Source organism: Streptomyces sp. DSM 40750, assembly GCF_024612035.1.
Lineage (GTDB): Bacteria > Actinomycetota > Actinomycetes > Streptomycetales > Streptomycetaceae > Streptomyces.
Genome location: NZ_CP102513.1, coordinates 5919399 through 5934773 on the forward strand (window position 1 = coordinate 5919399; position 15375 = coordinate 5934773).

Below are 15375 nucleotides of genomic sequence, written 5' to 3' on the forward strand. Positions count from 1 at the left end.
GCGGGCCCTCGTAGGGAGCCTGTGGAGGGAGGGGCGCCGGACGGCCGGGCAGGGTCCGTCCGGCGCCACGACCGGGGTGCGGCCGGGGGGCGGCTGCCTAGAAGGCCGCCTCGTCCAGCTCCATCAGGTCCAGGTCGATGCCCTCGGAGAGCTTGCGGGCGAGGGTGACGCCCGGCAGGACGTTGGCCGCGAAGAACTTCGCCGCCGCGATCTTGCCGGTGTAGAAGGCCACATCCTTGGAAGACATGGCCTTCGAGGAGGCGGTCTCCAGCTTCTCGGCGGCGACGGCGGCGCCCTTGAGGAGCAGGTAGCCGACGACCACGTCACCGGAGGACATCAGCAGGCGGGTGGTGTTGAGGCCCACCTTGTAGATGTTCTTGACGTCCTGCTCGGTGGCGGCGAGGTCCGTGAGCAGCAGGCCGACGATGGCCTCCAGCTCGACGGCGGCCTTGGCGAGGTGCTCGCGGGCACCGGCGAGCTGCTCGCCGCCCTCGCCGAGCGCCAGGAACTTCTTGATCTCCTCGGCGAGGGAGTTCAGCGCGGCGCCCTGGTTGCGGACGATCTTCCGGAAGAAGAAGTCCTGGCCCTGGATCGCGGTGGTGCCCTCGTACAGGGTGTCGATCTTGGCGTCGCGGATGTACTGCTCGATCGGGTACTCCTGCAGGAAGCCGGAGCCGCCGAAGGTCTGCAGCGACTGGGCGAGCTGCTCGTAGCCCTTCTCGGAGCCGTAGCCCTTGACGATCGGCAGGAGCAGGTCGTTCAGGGCCTCCAGGGCGGAGATGTCCTCGCCCGCCGCCTCCTTGACCTGGATCTCGTCCTGGATGGAGGCCGTGTAGAGGACCAGCGCGCGCATGCCCTCCGCGTACGCCTTCTGCGTCATCAGCGAGCGGCGGACGTCGGGGTGGTGCGTGATGGTGACCTTGGGCGCGGTCTTGTCCATGAAGTTCGCCAGGTCGGGGCCTTGGACGCGCTCCTTGGCGTACTCGAGGGCGTTCAGGTAGCCCGTCGACAGCGTGGAGATCGCCTTCGTGCCGACCATCATGCGGGCGAACTCGATGATGCGGAACATCTGGCGGATGCCGTCGTGCTTGTCGCCGATCAGCCAGCCCTTGGCCGGGTGACGGTCGCCGAAGGTCATCTCGCAGGTGTTGGAGGCCTTGAGGCCCATCTTGTGCTCGACGTTCGTGGCGTAGACGCCGTTGCGCTCGCCCAGCTCGCCGGTCTCGAAGTCGAAGAGGTACTTCGGGACGAGGAAGAGGGACAGACCCTTGGTGCCGGGGCCGTGGCCCTCGGGGCGGGCCAGCACGTAGTGAAGGATGTTCTCCTCCATGTCGTGCTCACCGGAAGTGATGAAGCGCTTGACGCCCTCGATGTGCCAGGAGCCGTCCTCCTGCTGGATCGCCTTGGTGCGGCCGGCGCCGACGTCCGAGCCGGCGTCCGGCTCGGTGAGCACCATGGTGGAGCCCCAGGTCTTGTCGACCGCGATCTGCGCGATCTTCTTCTGTACGTCGTTGCCCTCGTCGTAGAGGATTCCGGCGAACGCCGGGCCGGAGGCGTACATCCACACGGCCGGGTTCGCGCCGAGCAGCAGCTCCGCGTACGCCCAGATCAGGGAGCGCGGCGCGGTGGTGCCGCCGATCTCCTCCGGCAGGCCCAGACGCCAGTACTCGGAGTCCATGAAGGCTTTGTAGCTCTTCTTGAAGGTGGCCGGGACCGGAGCGGTGTTCGTCTCCGGGTCGAAGACCGGCGGGTTGCGGTCGGCATCCGTGAAGGACTCCGCCAGCTCGTTCTCCGCGAGACGGGCCAGCTCCTCCAGGATGCTCTTGGCGGTGTCCGTGTCCATCTCCGCGAACGGGCCGGTGCCGTACAGCTTGTCGCGCCCGAGGACCTCGAAGAGGTTGAACTCGATGTCGCGGAGATTCGACTTGTAGTGCCCCATGGCGACGGCTCCGTAAGAGAGATCGGCGAGGCACTGGATCCTCGCGCTAGTTCACGTACCAACAAGTAGCTTCGATGTCGATGATGCTACCCATCAGTAATAAGAAGCAACCCCGATCGGGTCATCTGTGACTCGTTACGCTTTGCCGCATGTACGGCTACGACCAGAGCGCCGGCCCTCAGCAGCAGTACGCCCCGCCGCCGCAGCAGCAGATGCCGGGGCAGATGCCCGGCGGCCCGATGGGCGGTTACGGGCAGCAGCCACCGCTGTACCCGGAGCCGTCCCCACCCTCCCTCGCGGACGCGGTCCGCGCCTTCACCACCGGGCAGATGGCCGCGGAGGACTTCCAGCAGGTCTTCGCGACGTCCAAGGTGTACTGCCCGCGCGGCGACAACCCCGGGTTCCTGGCGCTGCACAACACCCAGCAGCCGGTGATCCCGATGTTCACCTCGCTCAAGGAGCTCCGCCGGTACGCCGGCAAGGAGTCCAAGTACTTCGTGATCACCGGCGCGGAGGTGATCGATCTGCTGCCGACCGGCTACGGCTTCGTCCTCGACATGGAGGGGGAGCACCGGATGGTCTTCGACGCGAAGGCCGTGGAGCAGATGGTGGAGTTCGCGATGCGGCGTATGTACGGGTAGATCTGCGCCGGTATGTGCGAGTAGCTCCGCGTCGGTATGTATGAATAGCTCCGCTTCGGTATATACGGGTAGCTCCGCGTCGGTATGTGCGGGTAGCTCCGTGCCGGCCGGCTTCGCGCCCCTGTGAGGGCGCCTCTCGAACGTCTTTCGAGCGCCTGGAGGGAATGCCCTCCGGGCGTTCGTCGTTGGAGCTGGCAGAAAGTTCAATAATCAACTAAACTGAGCGCACAAGGAGGTACCGACATGCCTGCAGTGACCGTCGAGAACCCGCTGAGCCTGCCCCGTGTCGTCGCGCCGACCGACGCGGTGGCCCGTCCGGTGCTGACCGTGACGACCGCGCCCAGTGGTTTCGAGGGCGAGGGCTTCCCGGTTCGCCGAGCGTTCGCCGGGATCAACTACCGCCACCTCGACCCGTTCATCATGATGGACCAGATGGGCGAGGTGGACTACGCGCCGGGAGAGCCGAAGGGCACGCCCTGGCACCCCCACCGCGGCTTCGAGACCGTCACGTACATCATCGACGGTGTCTTCGACCACCAGGACAGCCATGGCGGTGGCGGCACCATCACCAACGGTGACACCCAGTGGATGACGGCCGGTTCGGGCCTCCTCCACATCGAGGCGCCGCCGGAGTCCCTCGTCACGTCCGGCGGTCTCTTCCACGGCATCCAGCTGTGGGTGAACCTCCCGGCCAGGGACAAGATGATGGCCCCGAAGTACCAGGACATCCGCGGCGGCCAGGTCCAGCTCCTCACCACCCCCGACGGCGGCGCGCTGCTCCGCGTCATCGCCGGTGAGCTGGACGGTCACGAGGGCCCGGGTATCACCCACACCCCGATCACCCTGCTCCACGCGACGGTCGCGCCGGGCGCGGAGATCACCCTGCCGTGGCGCGAGGACTTCAACGCCCTCGCGTACGTCCTCGCCGGGCGCGGCAGCGTCGGTGCGGACCGGCGCCCGATCCACCTCGGCCAGACGGCCGTCTTCGGTGCCGGTTCCTCGATCACCTTCCGCGCGGACGAGCAGCAGGACTCCCACGCGCCCGACCTGGAGATCGTCCTCCTCGGCGGCCAGCCGATCCGTGAGCCCATGGCCCACTACGGCCCGTTCGTCATGAACACCCGCGCGGAGCTTCAGCAGGCGTTCGAGGACTTCCAGAAGGGACGGCTGGGGACGGTTCCGGCGGTTCACGGGATGACTGAGGGTGGCCTCTGAGACTCACCGTCTCTCCGGCTTCGGTTACCGAGAGGCCCCTGCCCGTCGACGGGCAGGGGCCTCTCGGTGTGAGACAAGAGGTATGTACAGCTATGTACTGCGCATACTGGAGAAGAGTCCCGAATCGGGACCCTCACGTGAGTCTCATCGCGTGGGAGGCCGGTATGACGATTCCGACACCGACATCGCCGACGGCGCCTCAGCTCGGCGCGGACGAGCCCCCTCGAAGAAACCTCTGGCCCGGTATCGCCGGGATCGCGTCCGGCGTACTGATGCTGGTCGCGCTGATCGTGGGCTATGGCAACAGTCCGGACTACGACGGTTCGGACGGACTCCGGGACACGGTCGCCTTCTACCGCGACGGGGGCAACCTCGACCTCACCGAGGCCATGACCCTGGTGATGCTGGCCGCGACCCTGCTCTTCCTCTGGTTCCTGGCCGCGCTCGCCCGTCTCGCCGGGACCCGGTCCAACCTGGTGCTCGTCGGCGGGACCGCGTTCGTCGTGCTCGTCATGATCGCGACGATCGCCGGGGCCGTCTACGCGATCTCCGCCAACCACACGGAGACGTTCCTGGTGGGGCCGGGGACGGCGATGGTGGCCATGCTGCTGATGGACGTCTCCTACGCCGGGTTCGTCGCCGCCATGGTCGCCGCGGCCGTCCTGCTGTTCGCGGTGTGGCGCGTGTCCGTCACGACCCGGTCGCTGCCGGCCTGGCTCGGCTGGTTCGGGTTCGTCATCGCGGTGCTGTGCCTGGCGGGACCGTTCAGCGCGTGGCTGACGGTGCTCCTCATGGCGGTGTGGACGGTGGTGGCGGGGGTGGTGCTTGTGGTGCGTTCGCCGTCCGGGGAGTAGCTGAATTCCGATACGGTACGACTCGGCCCGAAGCCGCAACTTGGTTTTGCGGCTTCGGGCCGGTCTATGAGGGGTCGGTTACGGCGTTACGGCAGGACGCAGACCGGTGTCCCGTCCGGGGTGCGGCCCGCCGGCCGAACGCAACCCTGCTCGAACAGCATCTCCAGACAGTCGTGTACGCGCTCTGGTGACAACCCCGTACGGGTGGCGATTTCCTCCACGCGGTACGTGGCCCCTCCGTGCAGCAACGCCGGGGCCAGGTACGCCGCCACAGTGTGGATGTCGTCGGTGACGACGAGGTTCTTCGCCTTCCAGTTGGCGAGGAGTTGTCGGGGTGTCAGCTCCGCTGCTGGGGAGGGGTGAGGGCGGTCGCCGGGGCGGCGAAGTGTCTGCGCGATGTCGCGCAGCGCGTCGGCCATCACGTTCTGGCTGCGGCTGATCTGCCTCAGCAGGTCGTTCCGCTCCTCCTGGAACGCTGTCAGCAGCTCGTCCGCCCGGATGTTCCGCTCTTCGAGCCGGACGATGGCGTCGGCCACTTGCTGGGCATGACGTAGGCCGTGCCGCCGGTGCGGGCGGGTTGTACGGGGGCGGGTTCGAGGGCATAGGAGCCGTCGCGTTGGATGGTGGCGATGACTTCGGAGACCCAGGCCTTGAAGGGCTCGGCTTCCGGTTTGGTGCTGCTGTTGACCAACCGGATCAGGCCATGGAGATTGACGAGGTTCATGTCTCGTCGCCACTCTCGACCTGCTGGAACGCTGAGACTGTGCGCGCTGAGCACACTCTCGGCGCTTCCGAAATTAGTGGTGTCGGCGATGTTCCGCAGAGCGGAGCCGACATGGGCGAAGCCCAGGTTTCTGCAAACGTCCACCGCCGGGAACCAGTACGTCCCGTCCGGCAGCGTGAGCCTCCGGACCCGTGCCCCCGTCGCCGCGAACACGAAGTCGTTGATGTCGATCGCGTCCCGGTGCTGTGCCGTCGGCTCTTCCGGCGGCGTGTTGTTCTGCTCGTACATCGAGCATCACCTCCGCTCCGGAAGCTAGGCAGACGGGGGTATAACTCGCGCCCGCAGCAAGGACGTTCACCCGATAGGGGACAGAGGCATCGATTCTGCTGCGAAGGGGGGCGAGGAAGGTCCCCTCCGCCTCCCCCGCTCCCCCGCCTCAAAGTCTGCTGTTGCCGCCCTTGTTCGTGATGCTGGGCTTCTTGCAGTTGTTCCAGGTGAGCTTGTTGGGGCCCTTCTTTCCGCTGCCCTTGCCGCCCCAGCGGACGAGGGGGACGGGCTTGCCGTAGTAGCCGACGCCGTACTTGTTGTTCTTGAAGATGTTGCCGGCGCCGCAGGTCTCGCCCTTCTTCGGGTCGCGCCACTCGCTGAAGACGGCGTAGGTGCCCGACTTGGTGAAGGTGTTGCCGCTGACGGTGTTGCCGCGGCTGCGTACGGGGTCGCCGGTGATTGAGGAGAACTTGCTTCGGGCGCGGTACGCGGCGGAGGGGGCTGCGTGAGCGCTCCGCGTCGGGCGTGTGGTGGTGGTTGAATCCGCGGGCCGGTGGGGGCTGGTCGCGCAGTTCCCCGCCGCCCCTTGCCGGGCGAACCGACGCCGCGCGATCAGCCGTGGCGCCCTACCCCACCAAGCCCCCGTCCGACCCGTCCGGTGGTGCCGGCTCGTACAGCTCGAACCAGATGCTCTTGCCGTCGCCGCGTGGGTCCACGCCCCAGGCGTCCGCGAGCATGTCCATGAGGACGAGGCCGCGGCCGGAGGACGCGAGTTCGCCGGGGTGGCGCTTGTGGGGGAGGTCGTCGCTGGCGTCGGTGACCTCGATGCGCATCCGGCGCTTGCCGCCGTCGCCGGTCATCTCGGCGACGAGGAGCGCGTCGGCGTCCGTGTGGACCAGGACGTTGGTGAGCATCTCGGAGACGAGGAGGACGGCGGAGTCGACCTGGTCGCCGCAGTTCCAGTCGTGGAGCAGTTCGCGGACCTGCTGGCGGGCTCCGGCGATGCGCTCGGGCTCCGCCTGGGCGATGGTCAACGCGGTGCGGCGCACGGGAGGCCGTACGGCGGTGGTGTCCCCGCAGCCACAGCCCTCGCTCTCCCGGTACAGCAACAGCATCGCTATGTCGTCCTCGCGACGATCGGCGAGCGGACCGGGGGTGTGGTGGGAGGAGGGACCGTGCACGCCTTGGACGAGCGCGTCGGCCAGCGCTTCCAATTGGCCCGGCGCGAGGCCGTTCGGTTCCGCCTGGCCCGGCGCGAGGGCAGTCGGTTCAGGGGTCTCCGGTGCGAGGCCGCCGGGTTTCGGGTAGCCCGGTGCGAGGCCGCCGGGTCGCGGGCGACTCGGCGTGAAGCCGCCGGGCTCCGGCCCACCTGCCAAGAGGGCATCCCTCGCGAGGGCCCCAGCTTCCGGACGACTCATTTCAACGTGGCCCGGATCAAGGCCACGAGCTTCATCATCGACCGCTTCATGGTCAGCTGCTTCACCATCGGTTGCTTCACCATCGGTCGCTTCATGGTCAGCTGCTTCTTCGCCGGCGGCTTCACGGCTGCCTTGCCTTAACCCATCGACGACCAGGCCACCAGCATCCCGCCCCTGAGCGTCGAGCCCGCCGACAGCCACCCCCTCGGCCCCCAGCCCCTCAGCCGCCCCCGCACCCTCATACGGTCTCGCGTCCTCATAATCCTCGTACGGTCTCGCGTCGAAGGACTCCAGGATCGTGCGGATGCGGCGCCAACCCGTGTCGAGGTCGTGGCCGCCCGTTTCGATGAGGCCGTCGGTGCAGAGGAGCATGGTTTCGCCGGGCTCCAGGACCAGGCGGGTGGTGGGGTAGTCGGCGTCGGGGTCGATGCCGAGGGGGAGGCCGCCCGGGGTCGGACGGACCAGGACCGTGCCGTCGGCCATGCGGATGACCGGGTCGGGGTGGCCGGCGCGGGCGATGTCGAGCACGCCGGACACCGGGTCGACCTCGACGTAGAGGCAGGTCGCGAAGCGCAGGTCGGGGAAGTCGTTGGCGGAGTCGTTGGTGACGCCGTGCAGGAAGCGCGAGGCGCGGGAGAGGACGGCGTCCGGGGGGTGGCCCTCGGAGGCGTAGGCGCGCAGGGCTATGCGGAGCTGGCCCATGAGGCCGGCGGCGCGTACGTCATGGCCCTGGACGTCGCCGATGACGAGGGCGAAGCGGCCGCTGGGCAGGGCGATCATGTCGTACCAGTCGCCGCCCACCTGGAGTCCGCCGCCGGTCGGGACGTAGCGCGCGGCGACGCTCATGCCGGGTATCTCGGGTCCGAGCGTGGGCAGCATCGTGCGCTGGAGGCCGTCGGTCAGCTCGCGCTCGGTCTCGGCGGCCCCGGCGCGGGAGAGGGCCTGGGCGAGCATCCGGGCGACGGTGGTCAGCACCGAGCGCTCGTCGGGGGTGAAGGTGACGGGGTGGGTGAAGCCCGCCATCCACGCGCCCATGGTGCGGCCGGCGACGATCAGCGGCAGAAACGCCCAGGACTGGCGGCCGAACTGTTCGGCGAGCGGCCAGGCGGTGGGGTAGCGCGTCTTGTAGTCCTCGGGGGAGGAGAGATAGACGGCGCGGCCGGTGCGGACCACCTCGGCGGCCGGATAGTCCGTCTCCAGCGGCATATGGGTGAACGGGCCCTCGTCGCCCTGGTTGTGTCCGTGGTGCCCGATGACGGTGAGGCGGTCGGCCTCCACCCCGAACACGGCGAGCCCGTCCGGGGAGAAGCCCGGCATCGCCAGGCCCGCCGCGACCCGCAGCACCTCCTCGGTGGACCGCGCCTCGGCCAGCGCCCGGCCCGCGTCCAGCAGGAACGCCTCGCGCGAGCGGCGCCAGTCGCCGGTGACGGCGGGGGCTCGGGAGGCGGTCTGCGGCGAGGGCTCGGTGACCTCCTGGATGGTGCCGATCATCTCGACGGACTTGTGCACCGGGTCGAAGGTGGCCTTGGAGCGGCTGCGGACGGTGCGGATCACCCGGCCCCGGTCGTCCATGACCCGGATCCGTACCTCGGCGAGGGCGTCCTCGACGACGGCGAGCTGCACGACCGAGACGATCTCGTTCCAGTCGACGGGGTGCAGGCGTGACCGCGCCCCGGCCTGGGTGAGTGTCGTCGGCTCCGCGGGCAGCCCCAGGAGCCGGGCGGCTTCGGCGTCCAGGGTGACGGTTCCGGGAGCGCTGTCCCAGGTCCACAGTCCCGTCGCGAGGGCGGACAGGACGTCCCCCACGGTGGGCGGGGGCTCACCAGTGCGCATTGACCCACTCTAAGAACAGCTGATCGGACCGTGCCACCGAAGCCGTATCGGGCACCGAGCGGTACCGGAAATAACCATGACAAACAACCACGACCGGCGGCGACGGAGGTGACGACAATCGACGCTAGCGACAGTAACCGCTTGCGGTCCTGCCCATGGCTATGACCGTGTGTATCCAGACAGTGAGACGACGGGTGTGCCTCGGGCCTCGCGCGGCCTTGCGGGAAATGGTGGGGAGGCGATCCGGGGGTGGCCGGTACCCTGGGGGTTGTTTCACGTGAAACACCGGCCGTGAGACACCCGCCCAGATCCCCGATCAGCGAAGACTGGATGAACGACGATGCATCGGTACAGGTCCCACACCTGCGGCGAGCTCCGCGCCTCTGACGTCGGCACCGACGTCCGGCTGAGCGGCTGGCTGCACAATCGGCGCGACCTGGGCGGCATCCTCTTCATCGATCTCCGCGATCACTATGGCATCACGCAGCTGGTGGCCCGTCCGGGCACCCCGGCGTACGAGGCGCTGGACAAGATCTCCAAGGAGTCGACCGTCCGCGTGGACGGCAAGGTCGTCTCCCGCGGCACCGAGAACGTCAACCCCGACCTGCCCACCGGCGAGATCGAGGTCGAGGTCGGCGAGGTCGAGCTGCTCGGCGCGGCCGCCCCGCTCCCCTTCACCATCAACGCCGAGGACGGGGTCAACGAGGAGCGGCGCCTGGAGTACCGCTTCCTCGACCTGCGCCGCGAGCGCATGCACCGCAACATCATGCTGCGTACGGCCGTGATCTCCGCGATCCGTCACAAGATGACGGCGCTGGGCTTCAACGAGATGGCGACCCCGATCCTGTCCGCCACCTCCCCCGAGGGCGCCCGCGACTTCGTCGTGCCGTCGCGTCTCAACCCGGGCAAGTTCTACGCTCTCCCCCAGGCCCCGCAGCAGTTCAAGCAGCTGCTGATGATCTCGGGCTTCGACCGGTACTTCCAGATCGCGCCCTGCTTCCGTGACGAGGACGCGCGCGCGGACCGTTCGCCGGGCGAGTTCTACCAGCTCGACGTGGAGATGTCCTTCGTCGAGCAGGAGGATGTGTTCCAGCCCATCGAGAAGCTCATGACCGAGCTGTTCGAGGAGTTCGGGAACGGCCGCCACGTCACCTCCCCCTTCCCGCGCATCCCGTTCCGCGAGGCGATGCTCAAGTACGGCTCCGACAAGCCGGACCTGCGTGCCCAGCTGGAGCTGGTGGACATCACCGATGTCTTCGAGGGTTCGGAGTTCAAGGCGTTCGCCGGCAAGCACGTGCGTGCGCTGGCCGTGCCGGACGTCTCGGCCCAGCCCCGCAAGTTCTTCGACCAGCTCGGTGAGTACGCGATCGAGCAGGGCGCGAAGGGCCTGGCCTGGGTGCGCGTCGCCGAGGACGGTTCGCTGTCCGGCCCGATCGCCAAGTTCCTCACCGAGGAGAACGTCGCCGAGCTGACCAAGCGTCTCTCGCTGGCCGCCGGCCACGCGGTGTTCTTCGGCGCGGGTGAGTTCGAGGAAGTCTCGAAGATCATGGGCGCGGTCCGCGTCGAGGCCGCCAAGCGTGCCGGGCACTTCGAGGAGGGCGTCTTCCGCTTCTGCTGGATCGTCGACTTCCCGATGTACGAGAAGGACGAGGAGACCGGCAAGATCGACTTCTCGCACAACCCCTTCTCCATGCCGCAGGGCGGCCTGGAGGCCCTGGAGACCCAGGACCCGCTGGACATCCTCGGCTGGCAGTACGACATCGTCTGCAACGGTGTCGAGCTGTCCTCCGGCGCGATCCGGAACCACGAGCCCGACATCATGCTCAAGGCCTTCGAGATCGCGGGCTACGACCGTGACACCGTCGAGGAGCAGTTCGCGGGCATGCTGCGCGCGTTCCGCTTCGGCGCGCCGCCGCACGGCGGTATCGCGCCGGGCGTCGACCGTATCGTCATGCTCCTCGCGGACGAGCCCAACATCCGCGAGACCATCGCCTTCCCGCTCAACGGCAACGCCCAGGACCTGATGATGGGCGCGCCGACGGAGCTGGAGGAGGCACGGCTGCGCGAGCTGCACCTGTCGGTGCGGAAGCCGCAGCCGAAGTAGGCGATGAAGTAAGGCAAGCCACTCTCTTGGTTTGTTTTCGAAAGGGGTCCTGAAGCCGTCCGTCGGTTTCAGGACCCTTTTCTGTGCCCGGGGAGAAGGAGGCGTGCGCTCGGTCGTGGAGGTCGAGTGCGGCTCGACCTCGCATCGGGGTGCCGGGGTGCCCGCTTGGGAAGTCATCAGGAGACGCACAGGATTCTCGACGGATGGTCACAGCGGGAGGGCGTGTGATGGGACGTACAGGGTGAGGAACCCGTACGAGCCGCTACGGACCGTACGGCATGTGCGACCCGTAGGGGACGGACTGCCCGTAGGGGACGGACTGCCCGTAGGGGACGAGACGTCGGAAGGCTGGAGGAGGCCATGAAGCTGGCCGTGCTGGTGGCGGTGTTGCTGATCGTCGGGGCGGTGGTCGCGGTGGTCGCGCGGCGGCGGTCCGTGGACGAGTCCGCTCCGACGTCCGACCTGGACGCGGAGGCCGACGCCAACCGCTGGGTGGTACGGCTGGGCGGCAGCCTGGACGGCATCGACGTCCGGGCGCAGGCCGGGGCGGGCGGCAGCGCGGCCCGGTCCCTGACCGACGCCACCGAATGCCTCCGCACCGCCCGCGCCCAGCTGGCCAAGGCCCGTACGCCCCACCAGTACGCCCAGGTCACACGGACGGCGGTCGAGGGACTGCACCATGTGCAGGCGGCCCGTACGGCGCTGGGCACGGACGCGGGTCCGGGTGCCGGCCCGACTGGAGGCGGAGGTTCGGGTTCTGGTGCGACAGGTCAGGTCGAGGTGCCGCCGCCGCCACCGGCACCGGCACCACCGGTTCGTACGGCGATCAGCAGGCCGCTCGACCAGGCCAGCCGGGTCGTAAGAAAGTCCGAGCGCCCCTCCAGAACCGCGAGCAGGTCGGTCACCGCCGCCTCGTGACCCTCCGGCCAGTCGGGGGTGGGCGTGAGGTCGTCGATGACATACGCGCCGCCGGGCGCCACGAGCTGCAGGGCGCGGTCGAGGTGGTTGAACTTTCCGGGCCAGGTGTCGGCGAAGACCAGGTCGAAGGGGGCGCCGTCGTACTCCTCCAGCCAGTGTCCGCCGTCCTCGTTGACGAAGGTGACCCGTTCGTCGCCGCCCAACTGCTCCCGGGCCACGGCCTGCACGGCGTCGTCCAGCTCGACGGTGACCAGCGTCGCCGCCCCGTCCATTCCGCTGAGCAGCCAGGCGGTGCCTTCGCCGACACCGGTCCCGAGTTCGAGGATCCGCCCGCCGGGACGAGTGGCGGCGAGGGTGGCGAGCAGACCGCCGGTCCGGGGTTCACACGACATGGTGAATCCGGCGGCACGGGCTGCGACCTGCAACTCGGTCAGGGAAGAGGGGAGTTGGCCGGGCTTGGGAGTGTCATCCATGCGGGGGATTCTGGAAGCGCGGTGGCGGAACCCTCAACCCAATTCCGGTTCGTGGACGGTCCGTCCGCCCGCCCCTGAGCGCCTGGTCCGCGTACGGATGGTCCGCGTACGGGCCGACTCCGGAACTGCCGACTTCCCGTCCACGTCCTACTGATCATGACCACGCCGACCGCCACCACTCCCGTACCCACCCCCACGACTCTGGGCGAGGAGATCCTCCTCCTCGCCCTCGACGACACCACGGGAGAGGCCAGGCTCCCCCTGCGAACGCCCTACGCGATCGCGGCGGCGGCCCTGCTGGAGCGGTCCCTGGCCGACGACACCGACGACACTGCGCGCACCGGGGGCGTCGGGGGCGCCGCAGGCACCGACGGCTCGGCCGAGGCGGTCCTTCCTGACGACGCGGAGAAGTGGATCTCAGAACACCGCACGGAGGAGTACGAGGCCGCCCTCCAGGGCCTGCTGGCCAAGGGCCTGATCCGTAAGGAGAAGCGCCGCGTCCTGCTCGTCTTCCGCACCACCAGCTACCCGGAGTTGGACGGCACGGTGGAGACGGCCCTGCGCCGCCGTCTGGCGAAGGTGGTTCTGGAGGGCGCCGAACCGGACTCCCGCACCGCCGCCCTGATCACCCTCCTCCACCACGGCGAACTCCATACCCTCGCCTTCCCGGACGCCGACTCCGACGACTCCCCGGTCAAGCGGCGCATGACCGAGATGGCCGAACGCCACTGGGCCGACCCGGCCCTGCGCCGTATGGCCGAGACGGCGGCGGCGACCTCGGCCGCCCTGACGGCGGCGACGATGGTGACGACGGTGGTGGTGATCACGACCGTGACATGAGCGGTCAGACGGTGATGACGAGCTTGCCCCGGGGGTGGCCGTTCTCCAGGTGGCGGATGGCCGCGGGCGCCTCCGAGAGGGGGTACGCGCGGTCGATGGCCGGGGTGAGTATGCCTTTCTCGGCGAGGTCCTTGAGGGCCAGGAGGTCCTCGCGGCGGGTGACGGAGACGAGGTTGCGCAGGTTCTGCCCGATGAACGGGGAGAGCAGGACGGCCCGGAGACCGCGGCTCATACCCCCGAAGAAGCCGGTGCCGCCCTCGCCGCCGACGATGACCAGGGTGCCGCGTGGGGTGAGGGCGCTTCGCAGCACGGGCAGGGACCGAAGGCCCGCGTTGTCGACGATGACGTCGTAGCGGTGGGGGCTGTCGGTGATGTCGGCTGTGGTGTAGTCGATGACGTGGGTGGCGCCCAGGGAGCGGACGAGGTCCGCGCCGCCGGGACCGCAGACGCCGGTGACCTCGGCGCCGTACATCGCGGCGAGTTGGACGGCGTACGTCCCCACGCCGCCGGACGCGCCGATGACGAGGACCCGTTGACCTGGCTGCGGGCGGGACGTGCCGCTGAGGGCCTGGAGGGCGGTCATCCCGGAGACGGGAAGGGCGGCGGCCTGTTCGAAGGTGAGGTTGGCGGGCTTGGGCGCGAGCCGGTCCGCCTTGGCACGCGCGTACTCGGCGAACGAGCCCTCGCAGTTGCCGAACACCTCGTCCCCCGGCTTGAAGTCGGTCACCTTCGCCCCGACGGCCTCGACCCGCCCGGCGCCGTCCCAACCCCGCACGGGGTTCTTGGGCTTACGCAGCCCCAGCACGGCACGGGCCACGTACGGCCGGCCCGTCATCAGATGCCACACCTCGGGGCCCACACCGGCGGCACGTACCTCGACCAGCACCTCGTCGTCGCGGGGTACGGGGCGGTCGATGTCGCGCAGTTCCAGGAGGTCCGCGGTTCCGTAGGCATCCTGAACGATCGCCTTCATGGCGTAACTCCCCTTTGCGGCATCCGGCACCCGTACATCCCGGTTGTGCTGATCATCCCGGCGGCTCGAACGCCTGACCAGATTCCTGGGTACGGTCTTGGGAGCGGGCCCGATGAGTTTTCCTACGGCGAACGGTTTACCCCGTCTGCTGTCGCCCGCGGATGTGTCCGCCCTGGCCGCGGCGGCAGCCGACGCGCCCTCGGTGTCATGGGTGGAGTCGGGGTCAGCCTTGGTCCGGGTCGTCCTCCGGGGCCGCGGAGTCCTCCGTGAACAGATCCTCGGCTTGCGTGACCGTACGGGAGCGCTCCAGCCAGCGGTCGAGGAGTTCGAGGTCTGTGCATTGGGCGATGCGCTCGCGCACGCTGTCCGGGACAGGGATGCCTCGCACGTCCAGCACGTACAGGAGTCCCTTCGCCTCACCTTCAGCCTTGCCTTCGAGGTAGGCCGTCTCGCGGACTGTGCCCCGGCCGGGAAAGTAGGTGACGAAGCTCAAGATTTCCTCCCATTTGTCTCCGGCTGGGGTCCCCCGCAGGGTGACTTCCAGGAATTCGTAGAAGTAGTTGGTGCCTGTCCCGTCCCTCACCTGGAGGGCATGGCCCATTGTTTCCAGTATGGCGTCGATCTGAGGGCTGCGGGCGTGTGCGAGGGCGGAGAAGGCTGCCATCGCGAGGTTGTCCGCCGCGGTTCTCGTATCGGTGATTTCTGGGAGGTTGTCCGGCCCGATGACCAAGGGGCGCGTCGTCTGTGCGGTCCAGCCCCGGGCCCGGCAGTCGAAGGGACCAGTCGCCCACTTCGCGGTGGCCCGGTCCTGGCAGACCACCAGCAGAATCACCGGCAGACGGTATTTCGACTGGAGGTGTGCGACGTAGTACGCCCAGCTGAGCTCCTTGTCCGCATTGCGCCCGCTCTGGGCCTCGATGGCCAGCAGGAAGTCGTCACCATCGGACGGCCCGATGCGCAGGACGGTATCCACACGGCGTTCGAGCGGCTTGGTCTCCGTTACATCGGGGGTGAGTGCGTCCACCGTCGCCTTCTCCGGGAACGGCAGGCCCAGCACTCCGAAGACGGGTGCGAGGATCTCCGGCCGCTCCTGGAAGATGCGGTGCAGGCCCTCGTGAGCTGATGTGACCATGTGTGAAACCTAGGAAGGGTCGGGGCTGGGCGTCCGCTCGACGG

General features: G+C 68.7%; 12 protein-coding genes. 5 read left to right on the plus strand and 7 right to left on the minus strand.

Features of this window, described 5'->3' with window-relative positions; translation table 11 throughout:
- Nucleotides 1-97: 97 nt before the first annotated feature.
- The gene (locus tag JIX55_RS26485) at nt 98-1939 is read right to left on the minus strand and encodes an acyl-CoA dehydrogenase (RefSeq protein WP_257565760.1); all 1842 of its coding nucleotides are present in this window, start codon (nt 1937-1939) and stop codon (nt 98-100) included.
- Between the two features lie 149 nt (nt 1940-2088).
- On the opposite strand from JIX55_RS26485, the gene JIX55_RS26490 reads away from it, so the two are divergent.
- The 3 genes from JIX55_RS26490 (at nt 2089) to JIX55_RS26500 (ending at nt 4649) form a co-directional block, all read left to right on the plus strand.
- On the plus strand, nt 2089-2580 hold the full coding sequence (locus JIX55_RS26490; RefSeq protein WP_257543116.1) for an SseB family protein: 492 nt from the start codon (nt 2089-2091) through the stop codon (nt 2578-2580).
- Between the two features lie 243 nt (nt 2581-2823).
- The gene (locus tag JIX55_RS26495; RefSeq protein WP_257565761.1) at nt 2824-3795 is read left to right on the plus strand and encodes a pirin family protein; all 972 of its coding nucleotides are present in this window, start codon (nt 2824-2826) and stop codon (nt 3793-3795) included.
- Between the two features lie 164 nt (nt 3796-3959).
- Nucleotides 3960-4649 carry a hypothetical protein gene (locus JIX55_RS26500; protein WP_257565762.1) on the plus strand — a complete coding sequence of 230 codons (690 nt, stop codon included), beginning with the start codon at nt 3960-3962 and terminating at the stop codon, nt 4647-4649.
- 86 nt (nt 4650-4735) lie between these two features.
- On the opposite strand, the gene JIX55_RS50940 is transcribed toward JIX55_RS26500, so the two are convergent.
- The 3 genes from JIX55_RS50940 to JIX55_RS26510 all read right to left on the minus strand — a co-directional run bounded on the left by JIX55_RS50940 (nt 4736) and on the right by JIX55_RS26510 (nt 8891).
- Nucleotides 4736-5185, minus strand: coding sequence for a hypothetical protein (locus JIX55_RS50940; RefSeq protein WP_306820034.1), 450 nt, complete (start codon nt 5183-5185; stop codon nt 4736-4738).
- On the minus strand, nt 5128-5661 hold the full coding sequence (locus tag JIX55_RS50945) for a BRO-N domain-containing protein (RefSeq protein WP_306820035.1): 534 nt from the start codon (nt 5659-5661) through the stop codon (nt 5128-5130). Before JIX55_RS50945 ends, JIX55_RS50940 begins: the two co-directional genes overlap by 58 nt.
- 605 nt (nt 5662-6266) lie before the next feature.
- On the minus strand, nt 6267-8891 hold the full coding sequence (locus JIX55_RS26510) for a SpoIIE family protein phosphatase (RefSeq protein ID WP_257565763.1): 2625 nt from the start codon (nt 8889-8891) through the stop codon (nt 6267-6269).
- Nucleotides 8892-9231: 340 nt separating this feature from the next.
- Here JIX55_RS26510 and aspS point away from each other — a divergent pair, with 340 nt between their 5' ends.
- Complete coding sequence (aspS, locus tag JIX55_RS26515; RefSeq protein ID WP_257565764.1) at nt 9232-10995, plus strand: aspartate--tRNA ligase; 1764 nt, start codon at nt 9232-9234, stop codon at nt 10993-10995.
- A gap of 770 nt (nt 10996-11765) precedes the next feature.
- Here the strand turns inward: aspS and JIX55_RS26520 are convergent.
- Nucleotides 11766-12386: an O-methyltransferase gene (locus tag JIX55_RS26520; protein ID WP_257565765.1), complete on the minus strand. Its 621-nt coding sequence runs from the start codon at nt 12384-12386 to the stop codon at nt 11766-11768.
- A gap of 156 nt (nt 12387-12542) precedes the next feature.
- On the opposite strand from JIX55_RS26520, the gene JIX55_RS26525 reads away from it, so the two are divergent.
- Nucleotides 12543-13226, plus strand: a complete 684-nt coding sequence (locus JIX55_RS26525) for a GOLPH3/VPS74 family protein (protein ID WP_257565766.1) — start codon at nt 12543-12545, stop codon at nt 13224-13226.
- Nucleotides 13227-13230: 4 nt separating this feature from the next.
- On the opposite strand, the gene JIX55_RS26530 is transcribed toward JIX55_RS26525, so the two are convergent.
- Together JIX55_RS26530 and JIX55_RS26535 are read right to left on the minus strand one after the other, a co-directional pair.
- Entirely contained in the window at nt 13231-14199 is a 969-nt protein-coding gene (locus JIX55_RS26530) for an NAD(P)-dependent alcohol dehydrogenase (RefSeq protein ID WP_257565767.1), read from the minus strand.
- Nucleotides 14200-14422: 223 nt separating this feature from the next.
- Nucleotides 14423-15331: a hypothetical protein gene (locus JIX55_RS26535; RefSeq protein ID WP_257565768.1), complete on the minus strand. Its 909-nt coding sequence runs from the start codon at nt 15329-15331 to the stop codon at nt 14423-14425.
- Nucleotides 15332-15375 lie beyond the last annotated feature (44 nt).

Coding starts and splice junctions, on each gene's coding strand:
- JIX55_RS26520 (WP_257565765.1), bottom strand. CDS start 12,386: ATGGATGACACTCCCAAGCCCGGCCAACTCCCCTCTTCCCTGACCGAG.
- JIX55_RS26535 (WP_257565768.1), bottom strand. CDS start 15,331: ATGGTCACATCAGCTCACGAGGGCCTGCACCGCATCTTCCAGGAGCGG.
- JIX55_RS50945 (WP_306820035.1), bottom strand. CDS start 5,661: ATGTACGAGCAGAACAACACGCCGCCGGAAGAGCCGACGGCACAGCAC.
- JIX55_RS26490 (WP_257543116.1), top strand. CDS start 2,089: ATGTACGGCTACGACCAGAGCGCCGGCCCTCAGCAGCAGTACGCCCCG.
- JIX55_RS26530 (WP_257565767.1), bottom strand. CDS start 14,199: ATGAAGGCGATCGTTCAGGATGCCTACGGAACCGCGGACCTCCTGGAA.
- JIX55_RS26500 (WP_257565762.1), top strand. CDS start 3,960: ATGACGATTCCGACACCGACATCGCCGACGGCGCCTCAGCTCGGCGCG.
- aspS (WP_257565764.1), top strand. CDS start 9,232: ATGCATCGGTACAGGTCCCACACCTGCGGCGAGCTCCGCGCCTCTGAC.
- JIX55_RS26485 (WP_257565760.1), bottom strand. CDS start 1,939: ATGGGGCACTACAAGTCGAATCTCCGCGACATCGAGTTCAACCTCTTC.
- JIX55_RS26525 (WP_257565766.1), top strand. CDS start 12,543: ATGACCACGCCGACCGCCACCACTCCCGTACCCACCCCCACGACTCTG.
- JIX55_RS26495 (WP_257565761.1), top strand. CDS start 2,824: ATGCCTGCAGTGACCGTCGAGAACCCGCTGAGCCTGCCCCGTGTCGTC.
- JIX55_RS26510 (WP_257565763.1), bottom strand. CDS start 8,891: ATGCGCACTGGTGAGCCCCCGCCCACCGTGGGGGACGTCCTGTCCGCC.